General features: G+C 35.8%; 17 protein-coding genes. 5 read left to right on the forward strand and 12 right to left on the reverse strand.

Features of this window, described 5'->3' with window-relative positions; all coding sequences use genetic code 11:
- Positions 1-20: 20 nt before the first annotated feature.
- From fusA to C7D97_RS06440, 7 genes are all read right to left on the reverse strand, one after another.
- Positions 21-2,069, reverse strand: coding sequence for an elongation factor G (fusA, locus tag C7D97_RS06410; protein WP_105301247.1), 2,049 nt, complete (start codon positions 2,067-2,069; stop codon positions 21-23).
- Positions 2,070-2,228: 159 nt separating this feature from the next.
- Complete coding sequence (locus tag C7D97_RS06415) at positions 2,229-2,576, reverse strand: DUF956 family protein (RefSeq protein ID WP_105301248.1); 348 nt, start codon at positions 2,574-2,576, stop codon at positions 2,229-2,231.
- Positions 2,576-3,514 carry a PTS system mannose/fructose/sorbose family transporter subunit IID gene (locus C7D97_RS06420; RefSeq protein ID WP_105301249.1) on the reverse strand — a complete coding sequence of 313 codons (939 nt, stop codon included), beginning with the start codon at positions 3,512-3,514 and terminating at the stop codon, positions 2,576-2,578. Before C7D97_RS06420 ends, C7D97_RS06415 begins: the two co-directional genes overlap by 1 nt.
- A 12-nt stretch (positions 3,515-3,526) precedes the next feature.
- Positions 3,527-4,342, reverse strand: coding sequence for a PTS mannose/fructose/sorbose transporter subunit IIC (locus C7D97_RS06425; RefSeq protein WP_105301250.1), 816 nt, complete (start codon positions 4,340-4,342; stop codon positions 3,527-3,529).
- Between the two features lie 11 nt (positions 4,343-4,353).
- Entirely contained in the window at positions 4,354-5,343 is a 990-nt protein-coding gene (locus tag C7D97_RS06430) for a PTS sugar transporter subunit IIB (RefSeq protein WP_105301251.1), read from the reverse strand.
- Positions 5,344-5,418: 75 nt separating this feature from the next.
- Positions 5,419-6,399 carry a Gfo/Idh/MocA family protein gene (locus C7D97_RS06435; RefSeq protein ID WP_105301252.1) on the reverse strand — a complete coding sequence of 327 codons (981 nt, stop codon included), beginning with the start codon at positions 6,397-6,399 and terminating at the stop codon, positions 5,419-5,421.
- Positions 6,399-6,974: a hypothetical protein gene (locus C7D97_RS06440; RefSeq protein WP_105301253.1), complete on the reverse strand. Its 576-nt coding sequence runs from the start codon at positions 6,972-6,974 to the stop codon at positions 6,399-6,401. The genes C7D97_RS06435 and C7D97_RS06440 overlap by 1 nt, the downstream gene beginning before the upstream one ends.
- Positions 6,975-7,059: 85 nt before the next feature.
- Here C7D97_RS06440 and C7D97_RS06445 point away from each other — a divergent pair, with 85 nt between their 5' ends.
- The 5 genes from C7D97_RS06445 (at position 7,060) to C7D97_RS06465 (ending at position 13,563) form a co-directional block, all read left to right on the forward strand.
- Entirely contained in the window at positions 7,060-9,909 is a 2,850-nt protein-coding gene (locus C7D97_RS06445) for an insulinase family protein (protein ID WP_105301254.1), read from the forward strand.
- Positions 9,910-10,001: 92 nt separating this feature from the next.
- Positions 10,002-11,141: a 5-bromo-4-chloroindolyl phosphate hydrolysis family protein gene (locus tag C7D97_RS06450; protein WP_105301255.1), complete on the forward strand. Its 1,140-nt coding sequence runs from the start codon at positions 10,002-10,004 to the stop codon at positions 11,139-11,141.
- Entirely contained in the window at positions 11,141-12,169 is a 1,029-nt protein-coding gene (locus C7D97_RS06455) for a hypothetical protein (protein ID WP_105301256.1), read from the forward strand. The genes C7D97_RS06450 and C7D97_RS06455 overlap by 1 nt, the downstream gene beginning before the upstream one ends.
- 14 nt (positions 12,170-12,183) lie before the next feature.
- Positions 12,184-13,293, forward strand: coding sequence for a toxic anion resistance protein (locus C7D97_RS06460; protein WP_105301257.1), 1,110 nt, complete (start codon positions 12,184-12,186; stop codon positions 13,291-13,293).
- A 9-nt stretch (positions 13,294-13,302) separates the two neighbouring features.
- Entirely contained in the window at positions 13,303-13,563 is a 261-nt protein-coding gene (locus C7D97_RS06465) for a kinase to dihydroxyacetone kinase (RefSeq protein ID WP_105301258.1), read from the forward strand.
- A gap of 230 nt (positions 13,564-13,793) precedes the next feature.
- On the opposite strand, the gene C7D97_RS06470 is transcribed toward C7D97_RS06465, so the two are convergent.
- From C7D97_RS06470 to C7D97_RS06490, 5 genes are all read right to left on the reverse strand, one after another.
- The gene (locus C7D97_RS06470; protein WP_105301259.1) at positions 13,794-14,426 is read right to left on the reverse strand and encodes an ABC-2 transporter permease; all 633 of its coding nucleotides are present in this window, start codon (positions 14,424-14,426) and stop codon (positions 13,794-13,796) included.
- The gene (locus C7D97_RS06475; protein WP_105301260.1) at positions 14,407-15,273 is read right to left on the reverse strand and encodes an ABC transporter ATP-binding protein; all 867 of its coding nucleotides are present in this window, start codon (positions 15,271-15,273) and stop codon (positions 14,407-14,409) included. The genes C7D97_RS06470 and C7D97_RS06475 overlap by 20 nt, the downstream gene beginning before the upstream one ends.
- Positions 15,266-15,643 carry a GntR family transcriptional regulator gene (locus tag C7D97_RS06480; protein ID WP_105301261.1) on the reverse strand — a complete coding sequence of 126 codons (378 nt, stop codon included), beginning with the start codon at positions 15,641-15,643 and terminating at the stop codon, positions 15,266-15,268. Before C7D97_RS06480 ends, C7D97_RS06475 begins: the two co-directional genes overlap by 8 nt.
- Before the next feature lie 98 nt (positions 15,644-15,741).
- The gene (gene fni, locus C7D97_RS06485; protein WP_105301262.1) at positions 15,742-16,752 is read right to left on the reverse strand and encodes a type 2 isopentenyl-diphosphate Delta-isomerase; all 1,011 of its coding nucleotides are present in this window, start codon (positions 16,750-16,752) and stop codon (positions 15,742-15,744) included.
- A 10-nt stretch (positions 16,753-16,762) separates the two neighbouring features.
- Positions 16,763-17,986, reverse strand: coding sequence for an LCP family protein (locus C7D97_RS06490; RefSeq protein WP_105301263.1), 1,224 nt, complete (start codon positions 17,984-17,986; stop codon positions 16,763-16,765).
- Positions 17,987-18,093 lie beyond the last annotated feature (107 nt).

Below are 18,093 nucleotides of genomic sequence, written 5' to 3' on the forward strand. Positions count from 1 at the left end.
CCTTACTTTCTTTTCTATAATTATTTTTCTAATACTTTTGCTGTTATTTCTTTTGGTACTTCTTCGTATCTTACAAATTCCATTGAGAATGAACCACGTGCTGATGTTTGACTTCTTAGGTCAATTGCATAGGTTAGAACTTCAGCTAGTGGAGCTTCAGCAAGGATTACTTGACTTCCATCAGCTTGTGGCTCCATGCCGAGGATTCTTCCACGTCTCTTGTTCATATCTCCCATTACATCACCCATGTTAGCATCTGGAACATTGATTTCTAGTTTCATGACAGGTTCTAGTAAGATAGGATCTGCTTCTTCTATACCCTTTTTGAAGGCAATCTTAGCAGCAGTTTTGAAGGCTTGTTCATTTGAATCTACTGGGTGGTAGGATCCATCATACAAGGTAGCCTTTATTCCAGTAACTTTATACCCACCTAGAGGACCTTCCGCTAAAGATTCTACTAATCCTTTTTCTACCGCTGGGAAGTAGTTCTTAGGAACTGCTCCACCGAATACTTCTTCGTCAAATACGAAGTCTTCATCAACAGGTTCAAATCTTATAAACACGTCTCCGTATTGGCCAGCACCACCGGATTGTTTCTTGTGTTTTCCTTGAACATCTGATTTGGACTTGATAGTTTCTCTATAAGGGATCTTGTATTCTACTACTTCTGTATTTACTGAATAGTTATCTTTTAGTTTATCCATCAACACTTCTAGTTGAACATTACCAAGTCCTGATAGGATAGATTGGCTTGTCTCTTGATTTCTTTCTTCCTTGAAGGTTGGATCTTCTTCGGCAAGTTTTTGTAAGGCTTCTGAAATCTTATCCTCGTCATTTTTACTTAGGGCCTTGATAGCGAAGAATAAAACTGCTTGTGGGTATTTGATTCTCTTATATTCTATTTTGTTTTCCTTTGTAGCTAAACTATCTCCAGTTGATGCAGAATCCACCTTAGAGAAGGCTCCTATATCTCCTGCCACTAGCTTATCTACCTTAATTTGTTCCTTACCTCTAAGGACAAAGAGATTTGCTACTTTCTCTTCCACATCCTTACTTACATTATATATCTTATCATCTTTATTTATAGCTCCTGATAGGACCTTAAAGATAGAAATCTTACCTACAAATGGGTCTGCTATTGTCTTAAATACCACAGCAGAGAAAGGTGCATCTCCCTTTGGCTCGAAAGCTTCATAGCCTTCTTTTACCCTATAGCCTATGTTTGCTGCTTCATCATCAATTGCTGGCATATATTTTACTATGCAATCAAGAAGAGAGCTTAGGCCGATTTGTTTTTCGCTAGAGCCTGCTATTAGAGGAACTACATCTCCTTCTAGTATTGCTTTGGATAGACCCTTCATGAATTCTTCTTCTGAAAATTCTTCTCCCTCAAAGAATTTCTCCATGAGGCTATCGTCTGATTCTGCAACAGCTTCTATAACTTGGTTGTAGACTTCTTCAACCTCTGCCATTCTTATTTCAGGAATTTCTACTTCCTTTTTCTCGTCATTTTCATAAGTGTAGGCTTTTTTCTCGATTACATCGATAATTCCTTCGAAGTCTTCTCCTTCACCTAGAATTAAGGTTAGAGGGATAATCTTCTTGCCAAATTCTATATGAAGATCTGAAACTACCTTGTTGAAGTTAGCATTTTCTTTATCTAGTTTATTTACGAAAATTATAGAAGGTAGGTTGATCTCTTGGGTGTATTTCCAGTATTTTTCTGTTCCTACTTCTATACCATTTTCTCCATCTATAACAAAAAGTGCAGATTCCGCTGCTCTTAGAGCCTGCAAAACTTCACCTTCAAAATCAAAAAATCCAGGAGAATCTATAAAATTAATCTTAAAATCATCATATTCGATTGGAATAATTGAAGTTTGGAGGGAAATATTTCTTTTTTTCTCTTGTGTTTCATAGTCCGAAACAGTTGTCCCTTCTTCAACCTTTCCCTTTTTATCGATCACACCAGTTTTAAATAATAGTGATTCTGTCAAAGAGGTCTTACCTGCTTTGGAATGACCGACTAAGGCTAAATTTCTGATTTTTGATGTGTCATAATTTTTCATATTTACTCCTTTGTGAAAACATTTATTCTCTTGTATAATAAAATGTTCTTTTTTAAATTTATACTATAATTATATAACAAAACGAAAAATTTATCCACTAGTTAGAAAATGTTTTCACAAAGTCGACAGAAAAGGCCCCAAATTAGGGGCTTAATAATATTATTTTCTTTTTAGATAATCTAGTACAGTCAAGGACTTCCTTAGTTTATCGTCTGCTATATATTTATTTATAGCTCTTAGGGTTTTCTTGTTATCTCTAGTAGAGAAAATAAAATCTCCATTGCTTTTGGTATGAATGGCAAATCTCGTGATTTTCTTCTTAAAGATAACAGCTGCAGTCACAAGTCTAATTTCTTTCCAAGGTATTTGGATAAAATCGGCCTTGTTCCTATCATTGTAATATTCAAAAGCCCTATCACCAACCATGACCTTACCTTGAGAAGTAAGGCCATTTAGGTTAGTGGCAGGGATAGTTAAATCGACTTTGGTGTTTTGCGATTGAACCATTACATAATTCCAAAGAATCTAGCGATGATTCCTATTACGAATAGAGCAACTATTATAGCAATTGGAGATACATCTTTCTTTAGAAGTTTACAGATTCCTAGAGTTAGTAAAAGTGGTACAAGACCTGGAATTAAGCTATCCAAGTTATCTTGTAGGGTTGTTACCTTTACAGGATCTAGGGCTGTAGCACCTATGTTATGGTATTGAGTTAGGGCTTCTTTGATTCCTTCAGCTCCAGCTGGAAGAGATGCCCAATCGATATATGAACCTGGTTGTTGGGTAATTTCTGATACATTTACTGTGAAGTTGATTGATACCCATCTTTGTACTAGGGCTCCTACTATAAACATACCGAGGATTGATGCCATTAGGGTAACTCTACCTAGAAGTCCTCCGGAAAGGTCTTTTGTTATTTCGTTACCTGCCCTATATCCCATCTCTTGAGTTTTCCACTCAAATATATATCTTATTAGATTCCAAAATACAAAAAATATTATTGGACCTAGTGGGTTTCCTGAAAGAGCTAGGGATGCTCCAAGAGCTCCTAGGATTGGTCTTAGGGTAAACCAGAATACTGGATCTCCTACACCTGCAAGTGGTCCCATCATACCAACCTTAACACCGTTGATTGCAGCATCATCAATTGGAGTTCCATTTGCTCTTTCCTCTTCCATAGCAAGTGTTACTCCCATTACTGGGCTTGATACGTATGGGTGGGTGTTGTAGAACTCAAGGTGTCTTTTTAGCGCTAGTTTTTGATCTTCTTTGTCCTTATATAAAGCCTTGATAGCTGGAATCATTGAGAAGGCCCAACCACCATTTTGCATTCTCTCGTAGTTCCATGTTCCTTGGAGGAATTGGTGACGGTTGCATACCTTTCTACGAACAGATTGATTTAGGACAATTCTTTCTTCATTATTGTTTATATTTTCAGTCATAATTGCTCCTTTTTAATAATCGTTTATGATATCGCCTAGAGGATCGCCTGATCCTTGTCCTCCACCTTGGTTACTTGTTGCAAGATTTTTAAGAGTCATATATACAATCGCAAGTACAACACCTATTACACCAAGACCGATTAGGGTGATTTGATCGATTGCAGCGAAGACAAAACCTAGGGCAAAGAATGGCCAAGTTTCCTTTGTACTCATCATGTTGATAACCATGGCATAACCTACAGCTGCTACCATTCCACCACCAACTGCCATTCCTCCTGTTAGCCAGTCTGGCATAGAATTTAGGGCATCAGTTACTACCTTTGGTGGGATAAAGCAAAGCACAAGGGCTGGTATTGCAATTCTAAGTCCTTGCATACATACACCCATCCAGGAAATAACTTCAATCTTTCTAAAGTCAGCGTTTTCTGCTGCTGCATCCATTCCGTGAACCATTGGTATAGCAAGAGTTCTTGCTATCATTGTAAGGAATAGTCCTGCTACAGAAAGTGGGATTGCAAGCGTAATAGAAGTATTAATCGCACTAGTTACATTCTCGCTTCCGCCTTCTAGGGCAAGGACCATTATAATAGCACTGGCTACTGATGCGAGCGCTGCATCTGGAGCAACTGCCGCACCTACATTTGCCCAACCGAGGGCTATTAGTTGTAAAGAACCGCCCAGGATAACGCCTTCTTTTAGGTGACCTGTTACAAGACCTATTAGGGTACAAGCAACAAGTGGTTGGTGAAATTGGAATTGGTCTAAGATTCCTTCACATCCTGCAAGAAAAGCTACTAGGACGATCAAAATAACATTAAGTATATTCATAATTTCTCCTATTAATTAATATTTAATTCTCTTTTAGCTTTTTTCATCAAGTTGTCGAAATTTTCGTTCTTGTCTGCTGGAACTTTTCTGACATCAATTTTTATTCCATGTTCTAGGATTTTATCAAAACATTTTACATCATCAGCATTCATAGAAACAGCGTTTGTAAGGTTGATATCTCCTTGTTTGTAAGCCATTGATCCTAGATTAACCTTATCTAGCTTTCCGCCTAGTTCTAGAAATTCTAGGACATCTTGTGGTTTTTCAAACAATAATAAAGCACGAGTTGCTCCAAAACGTGGATCATCCATAATCTCCTTCATCTTCCAAATAGGAATTACGTGAGCCCTAACTCCTGGAGGAGCTGCTTCCATTACCATGCTTTTTCTTAGTTCATCTTTACTTACGCTATCACTTACTACTATGATTCTGTCAGGTTTTATTGACTTTGTCCAGCTTGTAGCGACTTGTCCGTGGAGAAGTCTTGTGTCAATTCTTGCAAGACCAATATCGATCTTACCATCTCCAAGAACTGTTCCTTCTGGGATAGACCCCTTAGGGATATTATCTTCCTTGACTTCTGTTTCCGCTTCTTCTACTGGATTAAGCTCTTCCGGCTTAATTTTAACTCCTTCTTTGGCTGATCCTACTATAGCCTTTGCTATATCGTGAGATTTCTCTGCAGTAAATCTCTCGCTTAAAGCTTCTATGACCATAGGAAGATTCATACCAGCAACGATTGCCCATTTATCTTCATTTCCCTCAAATAAATTTGAGCTTTGGTTAAATGGTGTACCGCCCCAAAGGTCAACCAAGAAAAGAATCTCTTCAGTATCTAACATTTCAATGGCTTTTTCGAGATTTGCTCTGAAATCATCGGGTCCCATTGAAGGTAGTAGGCATACTGATTCGAATTTTTCTTGCTCGCCAAAGATCATTTGAGCAGATTCTTTGATACCATCGGCAAAACCGCCGTGGCTTGCGAGTATTATTCCTACCATACGAACTCCTTTCTTTCTAATAATACATTCGTACTATATATATTATAACACTTTGCCTTAGATTCTATAAATCATTTAATCATTTGGGAAATCTATAGCAGAAAACTTCCTAGCTTCTGTGAGAATCCATGAAGTATCAAGACTTATATGAGAAAGCTTCCTTGCTTTTTCCATATCCCTTTGGCTAATAATTTCTAGAAATTCTCTAAACTCATAGACCATCCTATGACAAGGCTTATTTAAGTTTACTTCTCTAAAAACATTTTTTCCAGATTCCTTAATCCTAAAGGATGAAAATGAATTGATAGCGTCCGTTATTTCTATACTTCCCCTATCTGTTTGAATAGTATTAACTAAACTTGCATCTGAATCCTTGCTACCTATAGCAACAGCCTTAAAGTCCCCATAGTCTAGGTAAAGAATGCCTGATGTATCGATTCCCTTTTCCATATTAGGAAAATACTCGACAGCCTTTGGCCTTCCAAAAAGCATAGAAAGGTAATCTACATTATAGAAATTGATATCCATAAGAGCCCCACCATTCATCGACCTATCAAAAACTGGAGCGATCTCCCCTTCTTTGAACTTATCGTATCTAGAAGAATATTGTGAATAGTTAAATGATACGATTTTTATATCTCCTAACTTCTTGAGCTCATCTCTTACGGCTAGGGCATTAGGAATGAATCTATGACTTGCTGCCTCAAGAACTATTAGCCCCTTGGCAAAGGCCCTCTCAAAGATATCCTCACTCTCCCTTAAGTTTCCACAAAAAGGCTTCTCACATATAATATCCTTACCAAATTCGATAGCCTTATCCATAACTTCATAGTGGAGCTTGTTTGGGAGGGCTACATATACTGTGTGTATATCAGGGTCAGCTAAAAGATCATCTATGCCTATATAGTATTTTCCTATATTAAATTCCTCTACTAAATCTTCTAAATTTCGCTCATTGCGGCCTGCTATGGCCACTATATCTATATTTTCTACTTGTTCTAAAACTGGCAGCACTTCTTTTACAATCTTACCAGAACCTATTATTCCTAATTTCATTATCGCCTACTTTCTTGATTTATTTTTAATCTTGAATCTTTAAATTCTTTTCCCAATAGGGACCTTTTTTCCATAAGTTTTATAAAATATCTTGAAGATATAAGGCTTATTATATAGATCAAAATAGAAACTCCCAGAGTTGGCCAAAAAGCTTGTTGGGTGAATTTTGAATCTGGCACAAAATTTATGACCACAAAATATGAAGTCCATATTTGAAAGAAGCTATTTAAAGGCACTGTTAGGTAGATATCCCTATAGGACTTATAAGATCTTATAAGAATAAAGGTCAGGATATCCGCCAAAAATGCACTGGCCCAAATTGCCATTACTCCAAAAATTGTAAATTTAAGTAAGAAAAATCCAAATACAAAGGAAACTAGGGAGATAATTCCCATTCTCTTTGTTCTAAGGATTAGGGCTGTAAAAATAAAGCTATAAGCTGGTGCCATGGCCAAAAGTCTTCCTCCTGGTATAGGCAGGGCCCTGCCTACAAAGTATAAAATAGTACCTAAAATGACCATCAAGGCTACGGATATGGCCATAAGGGTTAACTCTTTGGTTTTGATTTTTTTCATCTTCCCTCCTTAATTAGTCTTTATAAGAACTTTACCCTATATCTATAATTTTTTATTGAAGTATAGTTAAAAAAACGGAGGAATTATGACTTACAATTTATTAAAGAAAGAAGATTTTGAAAACTTAGGCCTAACAGTTTTTCTATATGAACATAAAAAGACCAAGGCCAATATTATATATGTAAAAACAGATGACGAAAACAAGACATTTGCCATAAGCTTTAAGACACCACCGACAGACTCTAAGGGTAAGGCTCATATAATGGAGCACTCTGTCCTTAATGGCTCAAAAAAATATAGGACCAAGGACCCCTTTATGGATATGGCTTCATCTAGTCTCGAGACTTTCCTAAATGCCATGACCTATCCAGATAAGACCGTCTATCCTGTATCAAGCGAAAACGACAAGGACTTTTCTAACCTAGTCGATGTGTACCTAGATGCAGTCTTTAATCCCCTAGCCATAGAGAAAAAGGAAATCCTAGACCAAGAAGGCTGGCACTATGAAATGGAAGATGGAAAAATCACTGGCATATCTGGCGTTGTCTATAACGAGATGAAGGGAGCCCTATCTGATCCTGAAAGTCTAATCTATAACGATATAAATTCTCTTTTATATAAGGATAGTCCTTACGAGTATGAATCCGGAGGAAATCCAAGAGAAATCGGCGATTTGACCTATGATGAGTTTGTTGATTTTTATAAAAACCACTACCACCCATCCAACTGTCTAATTTATTTCTATGGAAATATGGACATAGACCCACTCCTTACCCGCTTGGACGAAGAATACCTAAGCAAGTATGACTTTAGAAAATTTGATAATGAGATAGAAGTTAAAGAGAATTACTATCCTGAAATAATCGAAGGCACTTATCCAGCAAGCAAAATCGAGGAGGACTCCGACTATCTTTCCTATGCTTTTCTCGCAAGTTCTGCCCTTGATAGCAAAGACTATCTAACCCTTTCTATCCTTGTAAATACCATCTTTAATATGGACTCATCAAAGATTAGAAATGAAATTAATGAGAAACTTGCTCCAGAGTACTTCTACGCAAGACCAGGCTACGGCAACAGGTCCTCTGTCCTAATCCAAGCCCAAAAGACTGACGGAAGTAAGATCGATGAATTTGTAGAAATAATAGAAAGGGGCCTAGAAGAAGCAAGCAAGAATCTTTCTATAGAAAGTCTTAAGTCTGCCTTTTCTATCTTTGATTTTGCCCAAAGAGAAAGCTTAAACGATACTAGTCGCGGACTTTCCTATATACTTATGACAAGTCTTGACGCAGATCCCTTCTCTGTATATAGGCTGGTCGATACCCTAGATGAGCTAAGAAGCCTAATCGGTACTGGTTATTACGAGGATTTCATTAAGAAATACTTCCTAAATAACAAGACCAAGCTCGTCCATATAGCAAGAGCCGACAAGGACTATAGGAAAAAGCAAGATGAGGAATTCAATGAAAAAATCGAAAAGTTAAACGAGGATATGACTCATGAAACTTTTAAGAAAATCGAAGATGACCTAAAAGCCCTCAAAGATTATCAAAATAGGGAAAACACACCCGAAGAAAAGGCTACAATACCAAGACTTAAGCTTCGCGATGTGCCTACGACTCTTACTAAAACCCCTAGAGAAGTCCATGAAGATAAGTTTAAATTCGTCTACCATGAACTTGAAACAAGTGGCCTAATCTATGCTAATCTTTACTTTAATATAGACCATCTAAGCTTAGATGAAATGCAAAATCTCCAGCTAATCGGAGAGCTATTAGGATCAATTGATACCAAAAATATTTCCTACAAGGATATAGATGATGTAATCTGGCAATATCTAACAGGGCTAAACTTCACTATAGCAAGCATTAGGATAAATGACGACAAAATCGAAAATAGCTTTAAAGTAACTTTCAAGACTACTAGGGAAAATATCCAGAAAGCTATTGAAATAGTGAAGGACTTTTTGATAAATACCACCTTTGATGACCAAAAAAGAATCCTAGAGCTTCTAAGGATAAGAAAGTCTGTCTTTGAATCAGGCATGTATGATTCAGGCCATCTCATAGCCATAAATAGGAATAATTCCCATATAGATAAGCTATCCTATATCAAGGAGAAACTTTCTGGAATAGACTACTATCTTTTCATAAAAGATGCTATCCAAAAAACAAGCGAAGACTTTGAGTCCTTAAAAAGTAATCTTGAAAATCTCTATAGCAAAGTCCTATCTTCAGATTTGACCTTAAATATTACTGGAGATAGGAAAAATTTCGAAAGCTTGAAGGAAAATATCTTAGAAGAATTTGCCTTCCTTAATGAAAGATTCGATAAAAAACCACTAGCTTTCAAGAAAAACCCAATAAAAGAAGCCATTGCATCCGATGCAAGTGTAAATTACATTTCCAAATCACGAGATCTTAAGGATCTTAATATTTCCTATAAGGGAAGCTTATCTCTTGCAAGTTCAATTATATCAAACCCTTATCTATACGAGCTAATCAGAGCCAAGGGTGGGGCTTATGGAGCAGGAATGATTATAGATAGGTCAGCTCTTTTTTCAACTTACTCCTACAGGGACCCAAATATAGAAAAAACTCTAGCAAGCTATGATAAGATTTCTGAAATCGCAAGAAATCTTGATATGGACGAAAGAGACTTTGCAAACCAAAAAATATCCACCATGGGTAAGTTTCTAAGGCCAAAGTCTCCTTCCCAAAAGGCTGATTCTGATTTCCTTAATTACAAAAAGGAAAATCCTAAAGATGAAGAGGAAATCCTAAAAGAAATCAAAGAAGCAGACTTATCTGATATAAGAGACTTGGCGGATGTTTTAGATAAGGCCCTGGCTTACAATAATATCCTTGTTTTTGGTAATAGAGAAAAAATCCTTGAGAAAAAGGACTTCTTCGATAAGATTATAGATCTATCCGATTAATATAATTAATTTATATTACAATATATTTAAAATTAGTTTTATAATATATTGATTTGTAGTATGATGTAATTAAGAAAACAGAAGGAAGAATTATGTCAGATAAAAACAAAAAACACAAAAAATCATTTTATAACTACGCAGAAGATATAGAAAACTTCGACTTCGATGACATTCCTTTCGCAGAAATCGGCGTAAAGATTAAAAATTCAGTCAACGGAGCCATAAAAGCTTTCTCATCTTCTAGTAAGAAAAACTTACCAGCAACAAGAAATCCAAAAGTTTGTGAGCAAAAGATACCTCAAGCAGGATACAGCTTACTAGCAAAAATAGCTTCGATTATTACTGCTCTTAGCTTTTTTGGAATGACCATAGCTTCTTTTACAGAAATATATTATGGTAGCGGATTTACTAGGCTATTTGTAACCCTTATATCCCTAGCCCTTACTATATCAGTTCCCTATGCCCTTTGGAAGTTAGGAAATAGGTATAAAAGACTATCCAATAACTACGTGAGATTTCTAAGAGAGCTTGGAGATAATACAGTAATCTCTGTAAGAGATCTAGCAAGCGGAGTTGCCCAAAGTGAAGAGCAAACTACCAAGGACCTCCTCTACATGATGAAGAAAAATTACTTCAAACAAGCAAGAATTGTAGAAGATGGCAAGATATTTATTCTAGATATCCCAACCTTCAAGCTTTACAAGGAAAAGCTCGATCAAATCCCTTCTTACAGGAAAAACCTCACTGACGATGTAGAAACGGACGGAGAAAACCTATCAGTAGAGGACCTAAATAAGGAAAGATCCCAAGAGATTATTGCCAAGTCAATCACATCTCTTGATAAGTTAAGCGAGAAAAGAGACGAGATAGAAAGTCCTAGCTTCAAAGAGTCTTTAGGAAAGCTAATAGAAAATTCTACAGATATCCTAAAAATCATAGAAAAATATCCAGATAAAGCAACAGGCCTCGGCAAGTTTTCAACTTATTACTTGCCAACAAGCCTTAAGCTTGCCACTTCCTACAAAGAATTTGAAATGGTAAATTCTAGGGATTCTAGGATAGTAAAATCTATGGGAGAAATCGAAGAATCTATAAAAACCATAGCCGAAGCCTTCGACAAGATGAAAATCGACCTCCTAGACGATAGGGCTATGGATGTAAAGACAGAAATCGACACAATTAACCTCTTGCTCAAACAAGAGGGACTAACAGAAGATGACTGGGGTAATTAATGAAATTACCAGAAAAAACTTCAGAATCTGGATACAAAGATTTAAGCCTTAAAATAAAGGATGAAATTTACCAGTTGTCTAATGAGTTTAACCATAATGAGATAGACTTATACCAAGAAGAAGCTCCCGATCTTAAACATTTATTGTTTATAAGGCGCATTTCATTTCCTATAGCTATAATACTGGCTATAGGAACAATATTGCTAATATATGGCCTAGTTCATGGTTTGAGTATCTTGTGGTTTGTCCCTACACTACTTTTGGGATGTATAGCTTTTACTATCCCTATTATAGCCTATGGTGAAACAGAAAGACTCATAAAATTAAGTGAAAGATACAATAAATATATTAGTGAAATTGGAGATAATAGAATAATCGCAGTTGAAGACCTTGCTAGTACTGTGGCTCTGGATAAAGAAGAAACCATTAATGACTTACAGTATATGATACAGGAGGGATACTTCAAAGAAGCAAGGCTAGCTGAGGATAATTCACTTCTAATACTTGATAAGCATACTTTCGAAATCTATAAACAGAAAAAATCAGCAATCTTAGAAGCCAATACAGAAGATAAGACTCCTGAATTATCTGCTATGGATTTACAAAGAGAAAAAGCAAATGAAGTAATTGAAAATTGTAGTTTTATAATCCAAGAGATTAATGACAATTTAGTAAATATTAAAAATCAAAAGTTTATAAAAAATGTAGACCTACTTATAACTGAGCTAGCTGATATACTAAATTATTTAGACAAATATCCTGGTTTTTATAGTAAACTATATAAATTTGAAACATACTACTTACCAACTGCAAGTAAATTAATCAAATCATATAGGGAATTCGAAGAAATGAACCTAGATGATTCTTTAGTCAAAAATTCCTTGGCAGAAATAAATGAGTCTATCCTAATATTGATAGATGGATTTAGAAAGTTAAAGCTTGACATACTTAATTACCAGTCCATTGATATCAAAGCAGAGAAAGAAACTTTGAATAATATCTTAGATTTAGATGGATATGGCGAATAAATAAGGAGCAAATAATGAGTGATATTAAACTAACTTTAGACGGTAATGACCAAGAAGACGATCAAAAATTAGCCGCGATTACTAATGATAGTCCAGACTTAGTCGAGAACAAAATCACATTTTCCCCTGACGAAGAGAAGATGATCGATGAATTTTCCAAAAAAATCGACCTAGAAGATACAAATATAATCCTCCAATACGGATCCGGTGCCCAAAAGAAGATATCAAACTTCTCAGAAAAGACCCTGGATACCGTAAGAAACAAGGACCTTGGAGAAATCGGTGGCCTCCTAGACAAATTGGTTGTAGATATTAAGTCAATGGATGCGGAAGAGACTTCTGGACCTTTGGGATTTTTCAAAAAACAAGTAAACAAGGTAGATGCCCTAAAATCAAAATACCAATCAGCAGAAAAAAACATAGGAGATATATCCAAAATCTTAGAAAACCATCAAATAACTTTGATGAAAGATATTTCCATGCTCGATCAGATGTATGAGCTAAACGAAGATTATTATAAGGAAATCTCAATGTATATAGAAGCAGGTAATAGAAAGCTTATGACAACCTACAACGAAGATATACCTGCTCTTGAATCCAAGGCCAGTGAGTCTAATCTCCCTCTTGACGCCCAGAAGGTAAACGACCTAAAGGCTCAGGCCAACCGCTTTGAGAAAAAACTCCATGATTTGGACCTTACAAGGATGGTCTCAATCCAAATGGCTCCACAAATCAGGATGGTCCAATCTTCAAACTCAATTATGGCAGAAAAAATTCAAACAACCATAGTAAACACAATTCCTTTATGGAAAAATCAAATGGTCCTAGCCCTAGGCATGAATCACACCGACCAGGCTATAAGGACCCAAAAGAGAGTTACCGATTTGACCAATGATCTCTTAAGGAAAAACGCAGATACCCTAAAACAAAACACAATCGAGACAGCCAAGGCCACAGAACGTGGAATAATCGACCTAGATACCATAAAGCATACCAACGAGGCTTTGATTTCAACCATAGAGGAAGTTAGAAATATCCAAATCGAGGGTAAGAAGAATAGAGAGCTTGCCAAAGCTGAGATCAAGAGCTTAGAAGAGGAACTAAAAAGAAATCTTAACAAATAAGGAGAAAGAATGACTGAACAATTAGAATTTAAATTCGACTGCCAAATGTTAATAGCAGGCGAAGACCTAGACGAAGACGAAATATTTGACTATATAACAGAAAATCTAGAAGGAGACAGCCTCCTTGCTGTAGGAGATGAAGATCTAATAAAAATCCACTTCCACTCCAACAAACCTTGGGAAGTCTTGGAATACGCAGCAAGCCTTGGCGAAATCCACGACATAGTAGTAGAAAATATGCAAAGACAAGCTGAAGGCCTTCAAGGTTAAAATAAATATTTAAGGGGCTGTTGCAGAATGAATAAATCGTACCATTATCGTTAGAAGAACCTCCACGGAAAGTCTCAATAAGCCGACGGGCTAATCGCCTCCATCAGCCGGCAGGTTCTAATTAGCCTACCAACTAGTAGAGGTAAAATTTCCTAAGAGAACCTTCTAACGATGGTACGATGATTATTCATAGTTTTGCAACAGCCTCTTTACGATATTTTATAAGTTAATTAAACTTCTTTATTATCAAAAATCTTAAAAGAAACAAGTAAAGACACTAGATTTAATAAGATTATGAAAATAAGAATTGCAAAAGCTAAGGTGTTTTCACTTATAGATAGATTTCCAAGCAAAAATCTTCCCAGATTTTCTTTATTTTTTCCTATTATCATAAATATAGCAAATCCCAAGAGATATGAAATAGAGGTTAATTGTCTTGTTTTGTTTGATCCTAATTTGTACATCAAAGGTATTTCAATTAATGAAATATATTCAGATGCAACTATTAAGATAGATAAAAATAGGAGTAAGCTTAAGTTTTCAATTTTCACTTTCAAGAAAAATATTAATGCCAGACTAATTAAAAGAGATGCTAAAGTTATAATCCAAAGAAAGACATATCTTGATATGACGATTTTTCTTCTTGAAAATCCACTTGCTATTAAGTACCTATCTACCGAGTAATTATTGTCCGTTTCAAATAAAGCACCTATAAGTCTTATAGGAATTATTACAAAGTACATGGGAAGTATAAAAAATTTATCCATTTTTACAAAAGATATTCCTACTACTCCTGTCAGTAAATATAAGTAAATAAATATCTTTTTTATTCCCAAGAAATCTTTATATATCAAGGCTCTCATTGTATTTCTCCTTTATCATAAAAACCATAATATCTTCTATTTTAGCTTTATCCATATCAAGTCCCTCTGGGACCAAGCTTTTTTCTATAAGGCATTCTATTCCAAAAGAATGCTTTCTAACTCCTACAATAGCTTTCTTATCTAGGCTTTCAAATTCATCTTTAGTTAGAGTAGCAATTCCATATTTCTCTTTTAAGTCTTCTTTATTCTCTAGAAAAATTAATTTTCCCCTATGGATAAAGGCAATATCATCAGCTATTTTTTCAAGATCGGATAATATGTGAGAAGAAATAAGTATACTTTTATTCTCATCTTGAATAAAATCAAGTAGAAGATCTAGTATATCGTCTCTTGCTATAGGATCAAGGCCACTTGTCGCTTCATCCAAAATAAGTAAATCTGCATTGTGACTTAAGGCTAGGATAAGAGATGTTTTCATCTGCATCCCCCTAGAGAATAATTTTAGGTCTTTATCTCTTGGTAAATCGAATTTTTCCACTAAATTCCAAAACATATTGGATTCCCACAAGCTTCCAAAAAATAAACTATGAAATTTTTCCACTTGCTTTAGATTCATATCTTGGGGTAAATATAAATCATCAAAAACAAAGGCTATCTTTTTTCTTTCATTTTCGGTCAAATCCTTTTTCTTTTTACCAAATATGTAAATTTCTCCTTCTTTTTCTTCAATATTAGATAAAATGAGCCTGATACTAGTAGACTTCCCAGCTCCATTTTCACCTATCAAACCTAAAACGGAACCTCTTTTTATATCAAGGTCCAAGGGACCAAGATGAAAGTTATCGAATTGTTTTTCGACCTGTCTAAGACTTAAGATGTCATTCATATTCTTCCTCCATTAGATCCAGTAAATCATGAAGTTCATCCCTGCTAAAACCTATAAGCTTAGATAAATCGATAGCTTCTTTTAGTTTTTCTTCGATTTGTAAGGTATATTTTTCTCTAATCAACTGGGGATTAATATCCTTTACGAAATTTCCCTTGCCAGGAACCGAATCTATCAATCCATCCTTAATTAACTCATCATAGGCTCTTTTAGTAGTAGCAACACTTACTCTAAGTTCTTTTGCAAGAAACCTAATAGAAGGCAAGGCTTTATTCTTGTCAACTTCATCATTTAAAATCGCATCTTGTATTTGGTTTTTTATCTGTAAATATATAGGATCATCACTCGAGTATTTAATCTTAATATCCACTGTTTCCTCCTACTGTATATATTGTACATTAACAGTTAAACTTTTTCAATTCTTAACAAAAAAAACCTAGCAGTTTCTGCTAGGGCTAATTTGACTATCTAATCTAAAAGTTGTTTAAGTCTGCCAACAACCTTATAGTCAACTTTCTTCAATTCTTCTATATTTTTGACTCCGAGTAGGCACATTATTATTTTTATCTTGTATTGTAAATCTTTTAAGAATTCTTCGCAAGCCTCGTAGCCTCCATGAAGAAGGTATCTTAGTACTTCTCCGCTCATAGCAGCCATATCAGCTCCTATAATGATCGATTTTACAATATCTGTCGCATTTCTTAATCCACCAGATGCAATGATAAAAACATCTTCAGATACACTCCTTACATCTATGATGGACTTTGCTGTAGGGATTCCCCAATCGTAAAATTCGGAAAAGTCTGTTTCAACATCTCTTAAATCTTCAATCTCTATGAAGTTGGTTCCGCCCTTTCCAGCTACATCAATGTATGCTACTCCCATGTCTAGTAGCTTATGGGCGACATTTTTAGAAATCCCTGATCCTGTTTCTTTTACTATAATCGGGATATCAAGCTTTTCTACTAGATTTTTAATATTTTCACCAAGTCCCCTAAAGTCCCTATCTCCTTCCGGCATAACTAACTCCTGGGCTATGTTTAGGTGGACTTGCATAAGGTCTGCATCTATCAAATCTTTGGCGAAAATAAAATCTTCAAGGCTTCTCTCAGATCCTAGATTTCCGATTTTTATTATATCCTTATCCTTAAGGAGTGTGAAAGAATCACGACTTTCTTCATCCTTTATTGCTATGGCTTCACTACCTGAGGCCATGGGTATGCCTACTGCTTCACAGATTGAGGATAGGTCTTCGTTAATATCACTTCCAGCTTCCCCGCCTCCTGTCATGGCGTTAACCATAAGGGGCATGGATATTCTTCTTCCTAGAAATTCTATTGAGGTATCAATCTCTTCCATATTCACATTAGAAAGAGCATTGTGCTCAATGTAGATATCTTCTAGCAAGGTATTTGTTATGATTTCACTTTTGAGATAATTTTCTATATGTTCATCTTTTCTTCGTCTTCTATCTTCCATTTCCCACCTATCATTCATCTTTATCACTAGCGTCAGCTTTTTCTACTTTATCCTCAGATTTTTTAGAGCTTTCTTCCTTTTCTTCAGGAACCTCTTCAGGAGGTGCCTCTTCTATCTCTTCTTCTACATATTCTGGTTCATAGTATTCGTACTCATAGCTAGGAGCTGGTTCAGGCTCATAGTAGTAAGTTTCGGTATTTTCTATTACTTCTTCCCTAATTGGTGCCTCTACTGCTGGCTCTGGATTTTCTTCTGGAACTTCCTGGCTTTCTGTCTTTCTCTCATCTAAGATATTTCCATCTTCATCAACTCCAGCCTTAGTCCTATCCCAATTTCTAAGCTTAAAGTTTTCAAACTCCTTATCCACTAATCTCCAAGTCTTCTCGAAGTCTGGTAGATAGTAGCTAGTCCCTTCCATAGTTTGCTCTCTACCTGGAACTGTAAATGTTGAAACATTGTCCGATGAGAATTTGTCTATATTGTTGGTCAAGTCCATAAGAACTGACATTGGAAGGTTAGTTTTTACATATTTTAAATAGTTAGTCACAAAAGTCGTTAGATTGATATTTTCTGACTTTTCTACTATTTGATCTACCATGGCCTTCATAAAGCCTTGTTGGGCCTCTACTCTTCCTATATCACCGTTTTCATAAATTTTCCTAGTTCTGAGATACCATAGAGCGTGTTGGCCGTCGAAATGATTCATCCCTTCTCTAATCTTGAGGCTTCCTACATCTATGGATACTCCCTTAGGAACATCGAAGTCCACCCCTCCTAGGGCATCTATTATATTTTCCACAGCCTTGTAGTTGACTTGGACGTAATAGTCGATATCAAGCCCTAAGAAATTCCTTAGAGTCTGAATGGTAAGCTCTATTCCACCGAAGGCGTGGGCGTGGTTTACCTTATCGAATTCTTGTCTAATCTTAACCCTGGAGTCTCTTGGGATAGATAAGATGTCGATTTTACCTGTTTCAGTATTAGCTTTAACTAACATTATGGTATCAGTTCTTGTAAAATCATCATTGTCATCATCGTCTGAGTTCTTATCTACTCCAACAAGTAAAAATAGGTGTTCGTGTTCGTTACTTGCTATAGCATCGTCATCAAATGAGAAATCATCCCCGTAAGTTTTCTTAAGTTCATTATTTTCAAGCCTATCAAGAATGGTATTAGATCCAAAATAGGCGATTATTGCGACAAAAACTATAGCCACAAATCTTTTTATCTTCATTATCATTCCTTATCTAATTTTAGTAAATCTTCTCTAGCTATTATTATATTCGAAATAAATACTCCTACAAGATGGAAGTTTAATCTTAAAGAAAAAAGGAGCCTAAG

It is taken from the genome of Anaerococcus marasmi (genome assembly GCF_900290195.1).
Lineage (GTDB): Bacteria > Bacillota > Clostridia > Tissierellales > Peptoniphilaceae > Anaerococcus > Anaerococcus marasmi.

Excerpts from the sequence above, each read along its gene's own strand:
- C7D97_RS06415 (WP_105301248.1), bottom strand. The coding sequence starts at position 2,576 with ATGGTTCAATCGCAAAACACCAAAGTCGATTTAACTATCCCTGCCACT.
- fusA (WP_105301247.1), bottom strand. The coding sequence starts at position 2,069 with ATGAAAAATTATGACACATCAAAAATCAGAAATTTAGCCTTAGTCGGT.
- C7D97_RS06475 (WP_105301260.1), bottom strand. The coding sequence starts at position 15,273 with ATGAATGACATCTTAAGTCTTAGACAGGTCGAAAAACAATTCGATAAC.
- C7D97_RS06455 (WP_105301256.1), top strand. The coding sequence starts at position 11,141 with ATGAAATTACCAGAAAAAACTTCAGAATCTGGATACAAAGATTTAAGC.
- C7D97_RS06470 (WP_105301259.1), bottom strand. The coding sequence starts at position 14,426 with ATGAGAGCCTTGATATATAAAGATTTCTTGGGAATAAAAAAGATATTT.
- C7D97_RS06425 (WP_105301250.1), bottom strand. The coding sequence starts at position 4,342 with ATGAATATACTTAATGTTATTTTGATCGTCCTAGTAGCTTTTCTTGCA.
- C7D97_RS06450 (WP_105301255.1), top strand. The coding sequence starts at position 10,002 with ATGTCAGATAAAAACAAAAAACACAAAAAATCATTTTATAACTACGCA.
- C7D97_RS06435 (WP_105301252.1), bottom strand. The coding sequence starts at position 6,399 with ATGAAATTAGGAATAATAGGTTCTGGTAAGATTGTAAAAGAAGTGCTG.
- C7D97_RS06445 (WP_105301254.1), top strand. The coding sequence starts at position 7,060 with ATGACTTACAATTTATTAAAGAAAGAAGATTTTGAAAACTTAGGCCTA.
- C7D97_RS06420 (WP_105301249.1), bottom strand. The coding sequence starts at position 3,514 with ATGACTGAAAATATAAACAATAATGAAGAAAGAATTGTCCTAAATCAA.
- C7D97_RS06490 (WP_105301263.1), bottom strand. The coding sequence starts at position 17,986 with ATGAAGATAAAAAGATTTGTGGCTATAGTTTTTGTCGCAATAATCGCC.
- C7D97_RS06440 (WP_105301253.1), bottom strand. The coding sequence starts at position 6,974 with ATGAAAAAAATCAAAACCAAAGAGTTAACCCTTATGGCCATATCCGTA.
- fni (WP_105301262.1), bottom strand. The coding sequence starts at position 16,752 with ATGGAAGATAGAAGACGAAGAAAAGATGAACATATAGAAAATTATCTC.
- C7D97_RS06430 (WP_105301251.1), bottom strand. The coding sequence starts at position 5,343 with ATGGTAGGAATAATACTCGCAAGCCACGGCGGTTTTGCCGATGGTATC.
- C7D97_RS06465 (WP_105301258.1), top strand. The coding sequence starts at position 13,303 with ATGACTGAACAATTAGAATTTAAATTCGACTGCCAAATGTTAATAGCA.
- C7D97_RS06460 (WP_105301257.1), top strand. The coding sequence starts at position 12,184 with ATGAGTGATATTAAACTAACTTTAGACGGTAATGACCAAGAAGACGAT.